This window comes from Streptomyces sp. NPDC054770, assembly GCF_053611985.1.
Window position 1 is genome coordinate 1 of the sequence record NZ_JBSHBL010000109.1, and the last position, 12,843, is coordinate 12,843.

The 12,843-nt window shown below is 70.6% G+C and carries 7 protein-coding genes; 3 read left to right on the forward strand and 4 right to left on the reverse strand.

Annotated elements, in window-relative coordinates; all coding sequences use genetic code 11:
- Window positions 1-25: 25 nt before the first annotated feature.
- The 3 genes from ACWGKQ_RS47195 to ACWGKQ_RS47205 all read right to left on the reverse strand — a co-directional run bounded on the left by ACWGKQ_RS47195 (window position 26) and on the right by ACWGKQ_RS47205 (window position 6,867).
- Window positions 26-4,963, reverse strand: coding sequence for an NAD-glutamate dehydrogenase (locus tag ACWGKQ_RS47195; RefSeq protein ID WP_453298284.1), 4,938 nt, complete (start codon window positions 4,961-4,963; stop codon window positions 26-28).
- A 621-nt stretch (window positions 4,964-5,584) separates the two neighbouring features.
- A complete protein-coding gene (locus ACWGKQ_RS47200; RefSeq protein WP_453298285.1) occupies window positions 5,585-6,250 on the reverse strand; it encodes an HAD family hydrolase in 666 nt (221 codons plus the stop codon).
- A 101-nt stretch (window positions 6,251-6,351) separates the two neighbouring features.
- Window positions 6,352-6,867 carry a DUF6912 family protein gene (locus ACWGKQ_RS47205; RefSeq protein WP_453298286.1) on the reverse strand — a complete coding sequence of 172 codons (516 nt, stop codon included), beginning with the start codon at window positions 6,865-6,867 and terminating at the stop codon, window positions 6,352-6,354.
- A gap of 327 nt (window positions 6,868-7,194) precedes the next feature.
- On the opposite strand from ACWGKQ_RS47205, the gene ACWGKQ_RS47210 reads away from it, so the two are divergent.
- Entirely contained in the window at window positions 7,195-7,656 is a 462-nt protein-coding gene (locus ACWGKQ_RS47210) for an Rv3235 family protein (RefSeq protein WP_453298287.1), read from the forward strand.
- 109 nt (window positions 7,657-7,765) lie between these two features.
- On the opposite strand, the gene secA is transcribed toward ACWGKQ_RS47210, so the two are convergent.
- Entirely contained in the window at window positions 7,766-10,609 is a 2,844-nt protein-coding gene (gene secA, locus ACWGKQ_RS47215; protein ID WP_453298288.1) for a preprotein translocase subunit SecA, read from the reverse strand.
- A gap of 347 nt (window positions 10,610-10,956) precedes the next feature.
- Between secA and ACWGKQ_RS47220 the strand changes: the two genes are divergently transcribed.
- On the forward strand, window positions 10,957-11,532 hold the full coding sequence (locus ACWGKQ_RS47220; RefSeq protein WP_453298289.1) for a GNAT family N-acetyltransferase: 576 nt from the start codon (window positions 10,957-10,959) through the stop codon (window positions 11,530-11,532).
- A 49-nt stretch (window positions 11,533-11,581) separates the two neighbouring features.
- A complete protein-coding gene (locus ACWGKQ_RS47225) occupies window positions 11,582-12,799 on the forward strand; it encodes a winged helix-turn-helix domain-containing protein (protein ID WP_453298290.1) in 1,218 nt (405 codons plus the stop codon).
- The last annotated feature ends 44 nt before the right edge of the window (window positions 12,800-12,843 follow it).

A 12,843-nucleotide genomic window follows, 5' to 3' on the forward strand; every position in this document is an offset into this window, starting at 1 on the left:
CGCCTCTCCTGTCGTACGACTACGACTACGAGTGCGTGCGCAGCAGCGTCCGCATCGTCCGCATGGCCACCGAGAGGTTGGCCAGGTCGAAGGAGTCCGAGCTGCGGATCTCCTCCAGGGTGGTCCGGGCCCGGCCCAGGATCGCGGTGTTCTTCTGCTCCCAGGCCTGGTAGCGCTGCTCGGGCGTCGACGTGCCGTTGCCCGCGGCGAGCACGTCGGCGGTGAGCAGCGCGTGGGCCGCGTACAGGTCCTCGCGGATGGACGCGCGGGCCATCGACTGCCAGCGGTCGGCGCGCGGGAGCTCGATGATGCGGTCCATCAGCTGGGTGACGCCGAGCCGGTCGGCGAGGTCGTAGTAGACCTCGGCGACCTCCAGCGGCTCCTTGCCCGTGCGGTCGGCCACCGAGACGATGTCCAGCGCCGGGAAGGCCGAGGAGAACCCGGCCACCCGGGTGGCGACCTCGCCGGGCACACCCGAGCCGGACAGCTCGTCGTACACGTGCTGGTACCACTCCAGGTCCGCGCCGCGCAGCAGCTTCGGCAGCTGCTGCCAGACCTGCTCGACCCGCTCGGAGAAGAAGTCGACGGTCTCCAGCAACTGGAGCGGCTGCGGCCGGTTGTTGAGCAGCCAGCGGGTGCCGCGCTCCACCAGGCGGCGGGAGTGCAGCCGGATCCGGGTCTGGACGGCCGCGTCGACCTTGTTGTCCAGCTCCTCGACCGCGTCCCACACCGGGGCCGAGCGGAAGATCGCGCGGGCCGCGGTCTGCGCCCGGACGATCTCCTCCAGGGAGGCCCCGGTCTCCTCGCGCAGCCGGTGCAGGTAGGTCGTGCCACCGGTGTTGACGGTGTCGTTGACCAGGACCGTGGTGGTGATCTCGCGGCGCAGCGGATGGGTGGCGAGCGCGGCGGCGAACCGCTCGCGCAGGGCCGTCGGGAAGTAGGCGTGCAGCAGGCTGCTCAGATACGGGTCGTCCGGCAGCGTGGTGGCCAGCAGCTCGTCGGCGACCGTGATCTTCGTGTACGCCAGCAGGACGGCCGTCTCCGGGCCGGTCAGGCCCTGGCCGGTGCCGATGCGCTCGCGGATCTGGCGGTCGGTGGGCAGGAACTCGAGAGCCCGGTCGAGATGGCCTTCCCTGACCAGGTGGCGGATGAACCGCTGCTGGGCGTGGAGCATGTCCCCGGACTGGGCGAGGGCGTTGGCGATCGCCACGTTCTGCGCGTAGTTGTTGCGCAGCACCAGGGCGCCGACCTCGTCGGTCATCTCGGCGAGCAGCTTGTTGCGCTGCTTGACCGTCATGTCGCCGTCCGCGACCACGCCGTTGAGCAGGATCTTGATGTTCACCTCGTGGTCGGAGGTGTCCACGCCGGCGCTGTTGTCGATGGCATCGGTGTTGATCTTGCCGCCCTGGCGGGCGAACTCGATCCGGCCGAGCTGGGTCAGGCCCAGGTTGCCGCCCTCGCCGACGACCTTGACGCGCAGGTCGGCACCGTCGACGCGGATGGCGTCGTTGGCCTTGTCGCCGACGTCCGCGTTGGACTCGGTCGACGCCTTGACGTAGGTGCCGATGCCGCCGTTCCACAACAGGTCGACCTGGGCCTTCAGGATCGCCTTCATCAGCTCGGCCGGGGTCAGCTTGGTGACCTTGTCCTCGATGCCGAGGGCCTCGCGGATGTGGCCGTTGACCGGGATGGCCTTGGCGCTGCGCGGGAAGATCCCGCCGCCCTGTGAGAGCAGGTCGGTGTTGTAGTCGCCCCAGCTGGAGCGGGGCAGGTCGAACAGGCGGCGGCGCTCGGCGTAGCCGGTGGCCGCGTCCGGGTTCGGGTCGATGAAGATGTGCCGGTGGTCGAAGGCGGCGACCAGGCGGATGTGCTCGGACAGCAGCATGCCGTTGCCGAACACGTCACCGGACATGTCACCGATGCCGACGACCGTGAAGTCCTCGGTCTGGGTGTCGACGCCCAGCTCCCGGAAGTGCCGCTTCACGGACTCCCAGGCGCCGCGCGCGGTGATGCCCATGCCCTTGTGGTCGTAGCCGGCGCTGCCGCCGGAGGCGAAGGCGTCGCCGAGCCAGAAGTTGTAGCTGCCGGCCACCTCGTTGGCGATGTCGGAGAACGTCGCCGTGCCCTTGTCGGCCGCGACCACCAGGTAGGTGTCGTCCTCGTCGTGCCGGACCACGTCCTGCGGGGGCACGACGTCGCCGGCCACCATGTTGTCGGTGATGTCGAGCAGCGCCGAGATGAACGTCTTGTAGCTGGCGATGCCCTCGGCCAGCCACGCGTCGCGGTCCACGCCCGGGTCGGGCAGCTGCTTGGCGACGAAGCCGCCCTTGGCGCCGACCGGCACGATGACGGTGTTCTTCACCATCTGCGCCTTGACCAGGCCGAGGATCTCGGTGCGGAAGTCCTCACGCCGGTCGGACCAGCGCAGACCGCCGCGCGCGACCTTGCCGAAGCGCAGGTGCACACCCTCGACGCGCGGCGAGTACACCCAGATCTCGAACGCCGGGCGAGGCGCCGGGAGGTCGGGGATGGCCTGCGGGTCGAACTTCATGGAGACGTAGGCGTGCGGTGTGCCGTCGACCGTCTCCTGGAAGAAGTTGGTGCGCAGCGTCGCCTTGATGACGGTCAGGAAGGAGCGCAGGATGCGGTCCTCGTCGAGGCTCGCCACCTGGTCCAGGGCCGCGTCCAGCTCTTCGAGGAGGGCGTCGGTGATCTCCAGGCCGGCCTTCTGCCGGTCCGGCGACATCCGCGCCTCGAACAGGGAGACGAGCAGCCGGGTGGTGTGGACGTTGTTGCGGAGCGTGGTCTCCATGTAGTCCTGGCTGAACGTGGAGGCGGCCTGCCGCAGGTACTTGGCGTACGCCCGCAGCACCATCGCCTGCCGCCAGCTCAGCCCGGCGCTCAGCACCAGCGCGTTGAAGCCGTCGTTCTCCGCCAGGCCGGTCCAGGTCGCCGCGAACGCGTCCTGGAAACGCTCCCGGCCGTCGTCGCCCAGGTAGTCGCCGTTGCCGCCGCCGGGCACCTTCGGCATGCGCAGCCCGAAGTCGTAGATCCACGCGGTCGTCCGGTCCGTGCAGCGCAGTTCGTACGGCCGCTCGTCGATCACCTCGACGCCCAGCCGGTTGAGGACCGGCAGCACCGCCGACAGGGAGATCGCCGCGCCCTTGCGGTAGATCTTGAACCGGCGCTCGCCGGGGGCCGCGCCCACCGGCTCGTAGAGACTGAGCGCGAAGTCGTTGCCCGGCTCCTCGGTGAGCCGCTCCAGGTGGACCAGGTCGGCGACCGCCGCGCGCGGGGTGTGGTCGGCCTTGTAGCCCTCGGGGAAGGAGTTCGTGTAACGGCGCAGCAGCTCGGCCGCACGCTCCTCGCCGCACTCGGCGTTGAGCGCCTCGGCGAAGCCGTCGGCCCAGGAGCGGGCCGCCTCGACCAGCCGGGCCTCGATGCGGTCCTTGTCGGCGTCGGACAGCTCGGGCAGCTCGGTGCCCTGCGGGACGCGGACGACGAAGTGCAGCCGGGAGAGGATCGACTCGGTGTTCCAGGCCGTGAAGTCGACGCTGGTGCCGCCGAGCTCCTCCTTCAGGATGTCGATGATCCTCAGCCGGACGCCGGTGGTGTAGCGGTCGCGCGGGAGGTAGACGAGGGCCGAGTAGTAACGGCCGTATTCGTCCTGGCGCAGGTACAGCCGCAGCCGGCGGCGCTCCTGGAGGTAGAGCACGCTCGTGACGATCGACTCCAGCTCCGGGACCGGGGTCTGGAACATCTCGTCGCGCGGGTAGGTCTCCATGATCTGCATCAGGTCGCGGCCGTCGTGGCTGTTGGGCGAGAAGCCCGCCCGCTCCAGCACGGCGTCGACCTTGCGGCGGACGACCGGCACCCGGCGCACCGACTCGGTGTAGGCGGCGGACGAGAACAGTCCCAGGAAGCGCCGCTCACCCACCACGTTGCCGTCCGCGTCGAACTTCTTGACGCCGACGTAGTCCAGGTACGACGGCCGGTGCACGGTCGCCCGGCTGTTCGCCTTGGTCAGGACGAGGAGCTTGTGCTCGCGGGCCTTGGCGCGCGCGTCGGCAGGGAGCCGCTCGAAGGAGGGGCTGACCGGGTGGCCCTCCTCGCCGGCGTGCTGCGGGTCGGAGCGCAGGATGCCGAGGCCGGTGCCGGGCACGGCGGCGAGCGAGTCGTCCCCGCGCAGCTGGTACTCGCGGAAGCCGAGGAAGGTGAAGTGGTCGGCGGCCAGCCAGCGCAGCAGCTCGCGGGCCTCCTCGACCTCGGGACGCGGCAGGTCGGCGGGCACCGGCTCCTCGCCGAGTTCCTCGGCGACGCGGACCGCGCCCTCCCGCATCTTCTCCCAGTCCTCGACGGCCTCACGGACGTCGGAGAGCACCCGGAGCAGGTCGGCGGTGATCTGCTTGAGGTCGGCGCGGTCGGTCTCCCGGTCGATCTCGACGTGGATCCAGGACTCGACGTGCGTGTCGTGCGGCAGGTCCTCGTCGGCGGGCGGGGTGGGCAGCACCTCGATCAGCTTGCCGGTGAGGTCGCGGCGGACGACGAACTGGGGGTGGATCACGACGTGGATGCCGCGCCCCTGCCGGGTCAGCTCATTGGTGACCGAGTCCACGAGGAAGGGCATGTCGTCGGTGACGACCTCCACCACGGTGTGGCTGCAGGTCCACCCGTTCTCCTCGACGGTCGGGGTGTGGACCCGGACGTTCGCGGTGCCCTGCGGACGGGTCTCGGCGAGACGGTAGTGCGAGACGGCGGCGCCGAAGACGTCGACCGGGTCGCGGTCGGCGAGGTCCTCCGGTGCGGTGTGCAGGTAGTAGCGCTGGAGGAACGCGAAGACGGACTCATGGTCCGCCTCTCCCGTCGTCCCAGTCGGTAGGTGCCCCCCGGCCGGGCTGTTCTCAGCTACCCGGGCGGCCCGATCGAGCAGCTCGGCCTTGGCTTCGTCCAGCTTGGTCTGCATGGTCCTCTGGCTCCTGTCGCGCGCCATTGCGTGACGTAGAAGGAAGTACGGGCTCTTCCCACTGCGGCTCGACGCCACGGCCGGGTTCTCCGGTCTGCTTCGACGCTATGCCGCATGGGGAGACGAGCGGGGGGTATTGAGCCATATTTGAGCTGCTCGGCAGGTGTGATGCTGCTCTCGGCAGCGCTCCTGCCAGGGCCGCCAGCGGCCCCCTCCGCCCGGGAAGACCAGCGACCGCCGCCCGGTCACGGAGGTGCTCCGTGCAAACCGGGCGCAGGGCAGGGGCACCGATGCCCCCGCGAACTATCGCGCTGATCACGCCACCAAGGCTATCGCTCCCTACCGGGGGGCCGTCATGAGCCGTATGTGTACAAAAGAGGGGGTGGAACTTTGACGTTCTGCACAGGGACGCCGCGCTGGCCTGGCCTACATGGGGGCTGAGGGTGGCTGAGGATAGGTCTTGACAGCGCGGGCGGGTGGGGGCTGATCGCGCAGTTCCCCGCGCCCCTTACGGGGCACGTCATAGCTGCGGGCAGGCGTGCCGCAGGGCGGCACGGGTGGGCGCAGCGGCACCCTGCAAGCGCCGGTAAGCGACCCCACCCCCGGCCCACCGGCACCGGCTCACGCCACCAGTCGCTCCGCCTCCTCGACCGCCTCCGCCAGCGAGTCCACGACCGGCACCCCGGCCTCCTCAAGACTCGCTCTCCCGTGTGACCCCCCGGTGTACAGCACCGCCTTCGCGCCCACCGCATGCGCCGCCACCGCGTCATCCGCCGCGTCCCCGATCACCACGGTCCGCCCGGGCTTCACATCCGCCAGCTGCCGCAGATGCCGCACCATGTGCTCGGCCTTGCTGCCCCCCGACGGCCCGGTCCGCCCCTCCACCCGTACGAAGTGCGGCTCGATGCCGAACCCCCGCACCAGCGGAACCAGTTCGTCGTGCACGTACATGCTCAGCAGCGACTGGCTGCGCCCCGCCGACCGCCACCCGGCCAGCAGCTCCGCCGCCCCCTCGGTCAGCCCGCACCGGCCCCGGTGCTCGGCGTAGTAGCGGTGGAAGATCTCGTCCATGACCACCCACTCCGCCTCCGTCGGAAGCCGCCCCATCAGCCGCTCGTAGAACTTCGGCACCGGTACGCAGTACAGCGCCCGGTACTGCTCCAGCGTGATCGGCGCCAGGCCCAGCTCGGCCGAGGCCGCGTTCGTCGCCCCGATGATCGCGTCGTTGTCGTGGAACAGCGTCCCGTTCCAGTCCCAGACAATGTGTGCGCTTTCGTGCTTCCCCATGCCAAAAACGCTACCCGCCACCACTGACAATCAAGACCACCGGCACATCACCGCAGGTCACAGCCGCCCGACCGGCCCCGACCGGCCCTCGCCGGCCCGGCTCAGCCGCCGAACCCGACCAGGTTCGGGATCTCCTGCGTGGCGTACCAGAGCAGTTCGTGGTCCTCGGCCCCGTCCACGACGAACTGCGCGTCGTCGTCCCCGCCGTCCGCCGCCTTCAGCGCCCCGGCCGCCGCCGTCACGTCCTCCTCCGCGTCGTCGGAGTCGACGTGCACCGAGGCCGCCCTGGCCAGCGCCACCGTCCCGGTCACCCGGACCTCGCCCAGCGCCGCCGGGTCGAGCCCGCGGTCCGGGTCGGCCGCCGCCGTGCCGTCGGGGACGTCCACGGCGACCACGACCCGGCGCCGCATCGCGTCCGGGTCGGCTGCCAGCAGCCGCAGGGAGGCCAGCGCGGCCCGGTTGAGCGCGGCGTACTCCAGTTCCTCCATGTCGTCGGAGAGGTACCACTCGCGCAGCGCCGGCGTGACGGCGTAGGCGGCGAAGGGACCGGTCCCCAGCTCGCCCGTCCGGTGCGCCTCGGCAAGCCCGGGGAGGGTCAGGGGGACGTAGACGCGCATGGCTGGCCGCTCTCTTCCGGACTTCTTCGACTCGGTGTCCCGCGGAGGCTCTGGCGCCTCCTGGCGGGCCTTCAGGATACGTGCGGGCGTCCCCTTTCGAGTCCCGGGTGGTGGGGTCGGGGGCGTCCACCCGGCGCCCCGTGATTCACCCGGTGCCGCCGCCTGCCCGGCGGGTTTCCCGCACCCGCGACCACTCGGATAGGTGAACATTTCCGGACCCCGGCACGGACCGCCGCCGCCTTGCTGCCGCCGCCCGGCCCCCGTACAAGATCCGTAACCGAAAGTTACCGCCCGGTACCCGCCGGGCCCGCCGAACGGGGATCCCCCATGAACAAGGTCATGACCCGGACCGCCCAGCTCCGCCCGGGCACCCGGCCGCCCGGCCGCCGTGACTCCCGCCGCCCCGGCGTCCCCGCCTCCCGCAGGCCGCTCACGCCTCCGGCGGCTCCGCCGAGCCCACGCCCCACCGACCTGTTCGCGGAGCGTCTGCTGGCCGTCCTGAGCGGCCGCCGCCCCGTCCACTGGATGCTCCGCCACACCGCCGGGCACGCCTACGACGATCTGGCCCGGCTCGCCGAACACGGCCCCCTGCACACCCGCGGCACCGACCCCGTCGTCCGCGACATCGGCTACTACGTCCCGCGCGCCGGCGCCCTGGAGGTCTTCGCCCGCATCGCCACGGGCGACCGGCTGCGCGCGATGGCCTTCCGCCTGGAACAGGGCGCGGACCTGCGCTGGCGCTGCACGGCCGTGGAGATGGGCGGCCCACGCGCACCGCACGACGACTGACGGCCGGACACGCCTGCGGCCCCCTCCCGCCGTAACCACCCCAAGCCGAAGGGCCGGCCCCCCTCTCCGGGGTGACCGGCCCTCGCTGAGCACGCGCTGGTGCCGGGGGTTACTTCCTGCGGCCGCGGCGGCTCTTCGCCTGCTTGCGGCGCTCCGCACGGGTCAGGCCGTCGGCCTCGGAGCGGGCCGGCTCCTCGTCGTCGTAGTCGAAGTCGCCCTCGACGATGCCGCCCTCGCCGTCCACGGTGGCCGCGGAGAAGTGCATGCCCCGCCGCTGCGGCGCCTCCAGGCCCTTGGCGCGGATCTCGGGACGGGAACCCGCCTGGGCCGGAACCGCGTCCTGGACGCCCTCCGCAGCCTCGGTGTCCTCGACCGGGACCTCCTCGACCTGCTGCTCGACCTGGACCTCCAGGTTGAACAGGTAGCCGACGGACTCCTCCTTGATGCCGTCCATCATCGCGGTGAACATGTCGAAGCCCTCGCGCTGGTACTCGACCAGCGGGTCCTTCTGGGCCATCGCGCGCAGGCCGATGCCCTCCTGGAGGTAGTCCATCTCGTAGAGGTGCTCACGCCACTTGCGGTCCAGGACCGACAGCACGACCCGGCGCTCCAGCTCACGCATGATCTCGGAGCCGAGCTGCGTCTCGCGCGACTCGTACTGCTCGTGGATGTCGTCCTTGATGGACTCGGAGATGTACTCGGCGGTCAGACCCGCGCGGTCGCCGGCCGCATCCTCCAGCTCGTCGACCGTGACCTTCACCGGGTAGAGCTGCTTGAAGGCGCCCCACAGGCGGTCCAGGTCCCAGTCCTCCGGGAAGCCCTCGGCGGTCTCCGCGCCGACGTACGCGTCGATCGTGTCGTCCATGAAGTGCTGGATCTGCTCCTGGAGGTCCTCGCCCTCCAGGACGCGGCGGCGCTCGCCGTAGATGACCTCGCGCTGCCGGTTGAGCACCTCGTCGTACTTCAGGACGTTCTTACGGGTCTCGAAGTTCTGCTGCTCGACCTGCGACTGCGCGGACGCGATCGCGCGGGTGACCATCTTGTTCTCGATCGGCACGTCGTCCGGCACGTTCGCCATGGACATCACGCGCTCGACCATCTGGGCCTTGAACAGGCGCATCAGGTCGTCACCGAGGGAGAGGTAGAAACGGGACTCGCCGGGGTCGCCCTGACGGCCGGAACGACCGCGCAGCTGGTTGTCGATCCGGCGCGACTCGTGCCGCTCGGTACCGAGGACGTAGAGCCCGCCGAGGTCCTTGACCTCCTCGAACTCCGCCTTCACCGCCTGCTCGGCCTTCTCCAGGGCGGCGGGCAGCGCCTGCGCCCACTCCTCGATGTGCTCCTCGGGGTCGAGGCCGCGCTGGCGCAGCTCCGCCTCCGCGAGGTCCTCGGGGTTGCCGCCGAGCTTGATGTCCGTACCACGGCCGGCCATGTTGGTGGCCACCGTCACGGCACCCTTGCGGCCGGCCTGGGCGACGATCGACGCCTCGCGCTCGTGGTGCTTCGCGTTGAGCACCTCGTGCTGGATGCCGCGCTTGGAGAGCTGCTGCGAGAGGTACTCCGACTTCTCGACGGAGGTCGTGCCGACCAGGATCGGCTGGCCCTTCTCGTGCTTCTCCGCGATGTCGTCGACGACCGCCTCGAACTTGGCGACCTCGGTGCGGTAGATCAGGTCCGACTGGTCCTTGCGGACCATCGGCCGGTTCGTCGGGATCGGGACCACGCCGAGCTTGTAGATCTGGTGGAACTCGGCGGCCTCGGTCATGGCCGTACCGGTCATGCCGGACAGGCCGGGCTGTTCCTTGTCGCTGTGGTCGTGGCGCTTGTAGAGGCGGAAGAAGTTCTGGAGGGTGATCGTGGCGAGGGTCTGGTTCTCGTCCTTGATGTCCACCCCTTCCTTCGCCTCGATCGCCTGGTGCATGCCCTCGTTGTAGCGGCGGCCGGCGAGGATACGGCCGGTGTGCTCGTCGACGATCATGACTTCGCCGTCCATGACGACGTAGTCCTTGTCCTTCTTGAAGAGCTCCTTCGCCTTGATGGCGTTGTTCAGGTAGCCCACCAGAGGGGTGTTCACCGACTCGTAGAGGTTGTCGATACCCAGCCAGTCCTCGACCTTGGAGACACCGGACTCGTGGATGGCGACCGTGCGCTTCTTCTCGTCGACCTCGTAGTCGCCGGTCTCCTCGATGCCCTTGAGCGGGTTGCCGGCCTCGCCCTTCTTCAGGCGCAGGACCAGCTTGGCGAAGTCGCCGTACCACTTGGTGGCCTGGTCGGCCGGGCCGGAGATGATCAGCGGCGTACGGGCCTCGTCGACCAGGATGGAGTCGACCTCGTCGACGATGGCGAAGTTGTGGCCGCGCTGGACGAGCTCGTCCTGGGCCCACGCCATGTTGTCGCGCAGGTAGTCGAAGCCGAACTCGTTGTTCGTGCCGTACGTGATGTCGCACGCGTACTGCTCGCGGCGCTGGGCCGGCGTCATGTTGGCGAGGATGCAGCCGACGCTGAGGCCCAGGAACTTGTGGACGCGGCCCATCATCTCGGAGTCGCGCTCGGCCAGGTAGTCGTTGACCGTGATGAGGTGGACGCCCTTGCCCGACAGCGCGTTGAGATACGCGGGCAGGGTGCCGACGAGCGTCTTGCCCTCACCGGTCTTCATCTCGGCCACGTAGCCGAGGTGGAGGGCCGCGCCACCCATGATCTGCACGTCGTAGTGACGCTGGCCGAGGGCGCGCTTGGCGGCCTCGCGGACGGTGGCGAACGCCTCGGGGAGCAGGTCGTCGAGGCTCTCTCCGTCGGCGTAGCGCTGCTTGTACTCATCGGTGAGGGCCCGCAGCTCGGCGTCGGAGAGGTCGACGAAGTCCTCTTCGATGGAGTTGACCTGGTCCGCGATGCGGTGCAGCTTGCGCAGGATCTTGCCTTCGCCTGCACGCATGATCTTCGAGAGGACGGACACGGGGGTTTGTCTCCTTGCCGGTCGGGCCTGGGAGGGTCGGTTTCCATTTGACGTACTGAGCAACGGCCATCGTATGCGAGGACCCGGCCACGTCGGGAGGCCTGGGCGGCGCAACGGCCGTCCGTCGCTTTCCCGAGGGCCCTGTGAGCCCGCTTCGTGTCACTGTTCCAGAGGACTGATGGGTGATGCCGGGTGGTGTCGCTGGGATTTGCCGCTTCATGGGGGACAACGGCCGGGGCCCGCGGATAGTGCCGCGCCGGGGCCAGGAATTGCGCGAAATGTGATCGCGTGCTCACGGAGAGCGAAATCTGTGGCGTACCGGACACCGGGGCGAGCAGAATCGGCCGATGGAACCCGTCACGCTCACCACCCCTCGTCTGCTGCTGCGCGCGGTCGGCCCGCAGGACACCGACGCGGTGTACGCGGCCGTCCAGGATCCCGACATCCAGCGCTGGACGACGATTCCTTCGCCGTACCTCGCCGAGCACGCCCGGAGTTTCACGGAGCAGATGGTCCCCGACGGCTGGACCGAGGGCTCGATGTTCACCTTCGGCGTCTTCCTGCCGACCGGGGGTCTCGCCGGGATGCTCGCCCTGACCATGCGCTCGCTGGGGACGGCCGAGGTGGGTTTCTGGACCGCCAAGGAGCACCGCGGCCACGGCTACACCGCCGAGGCCACCGTCGCGGCCGCCCGCTGGGCGTTCACGCGGATGGCGATCGACCGGGTCGAGTGGCGGGCCGAGGTCGGCAACCACGCCTCCCGCGCGGTCGCGGAGCGCGCCGGCTTCACCGTCGAGGGCACCCTCCGCTCCTCCCTCAACAACAAGGGCGTACGACGCGACTGCTGGGTGGGTTCCCTGCTCCCCTCGGACCTGGGTCTGCCGTCGGCGGCGCCCTACCTGCCGGCTCCCTCGCGGGGCTGAATCCCCAGCTCGTGCCGGACTGTCAGTGGCGCCCTCTATCGTCCGACCCATGACGACCCTCCCGCGCCCCGCCGCCGCCCTCTCGGCGGACGAAGCCCGTCGTATCGCGCTGAAGGCACAGGGCTTCCTCGGCGCCCCCGACCGCCGTTCCGGCGTCCGGGGCGTGCTCCGCCACCTCGGCGCGGTCCAGCTCGACACCATCTCGGTCCTCGCCCGTTCCCACGAGCTCATTCCGTACGCCCGCCTGGGCCGTGTCGGCCGCCGGACGGTCGAGGCCGCCTACTGGCAGGCAGGAGCTCCCGGCGTCTCTCCGGCACGGCCGCACGCCTTCGAGTACTGGTCGCACGCGGCCTGCATCCTCCCCATCGAGGAGTGGCCGCACTTCGCCTTCCGCCGCCGTGCCTACCGCGACCGCCCGCACTGGAGCCACGACCTTCCCGAGGGCGCCTACGACCAGGTCATCAAGCAGCTGCGCAGCGAAGGCCCACTGACCGCGACGGAGTTGGGCGGCGCGAAGAAGACCAGCGAGTGGTGGGACTGGTCCGGCACCAAGGTCGCCGTGGAGCGCGCGCTGATGTACGGCGAGGTGGTGTGCGTCGAGCGGCGCGGCTGGAAGCGGGTGTACGACCTGGCCGAGCGCGCGGTCCCGGGCGAGCTGCTGCACGACGAGCTGGACGACACCGAGTGCCTGCGCCGCCTGGTCGGGCTGGCCGGGCAGTCGCTGGGCGTCGGCACGCGCGCGGACATCGCCGACTACCACCGGCTCAAGGGCGAGCAGGTCGACGCGGTGATCGCCGACTCGGGTCTGGTCCCGGTGGAGGTGGAGGGCTGGGGGAAGCCCGCCTGGGCGGACCCGGCGGCCCTGGCGGCGCCCCCGCGCGGCCGGCACCGTACGACGCTGCTCTCCCCGTTCGACTCCCTGATCTGGGACCGGGCACGCACGGAGCGGATCTTCGGCTTCACCCACCGCCTGGAGGCGTACGTCCCGAAGCCGAAGCGGGTGCACGGCTACTACGCGATGCCGGTACTGGCCGGCGGCCGGCTCGTGGGCCGGGTGGACCCGGCGCGCGAGGCGGGCGGCATCCTGGTGGCCCGCCAGGTCACGCTGGACGGCCCGAAGGCGGTCCCGGCGGTGGCGGAGGCGCTGGTCGAGGCGGCGAGCTGGGTGGACTGCACGACGGTGCGCGTGGAGCGCGTGGACGCCCCCGAGCTGCGCGAGCCGCTCCTCAAGGAGGTGACCCGCGCCCTGATCGCCGCGCTGCGCTGACCGGCGCCGACGGTGACGCCGCCGCCGACGCCGACTCCGACGCT

What these genes read in the sequence shown, in the direction of transcription:
- ACWGKQ_RS47210 (WP_453298287.1), top strand. Translation starts at nt 7,195, where the DNA reads ATGAACAAGGTCATGACCCGGACCGCCCAGCTCCGCCCGGGCACCCGG.
- ACWGKQ_RS47195 (WP_453298284.1), bottom strand. Translation starts at nt 4,963, where the DNA reads ATGCAGACCAAGCTGGACGAAGCCAAGGCCGAGCTGCTCGATCGGGCC.
- ACWGKQ_RS47220 (WP_453298289.1), top strand. Translation starts at nt 10,957, where the DNA reads ATGGAACCCGTCACGCTCACCACCCCTCGTCTGCTGCTGCGCGCGGTC.
- ACWGKQ_RS47225 (WP_453298290.1), top strand. Translation starts at nt 11,582, where the DNA reads ATGACGACCCTCCCGCGCCCCGCCGCCGCCCTCTCGGCGGACGAAGCC.
- ACWGKQ_RS47205 (WP_453298286.1), bottom strand. Translation starts at nt 6,867, where the DNA reads ATGCGCGTCTACGTCCCCCTGACCCTCCCCGGGCTTGCCGAGGCGCAC.
- ACWGKQ_RS47200 (WP_453298285.1), bottom strand. Translation starts at nt 6,250, where the DNA reads ATGGGGAAGCACGAAAGCGCACACATTGTCTGGGACTGGAACGGGACG.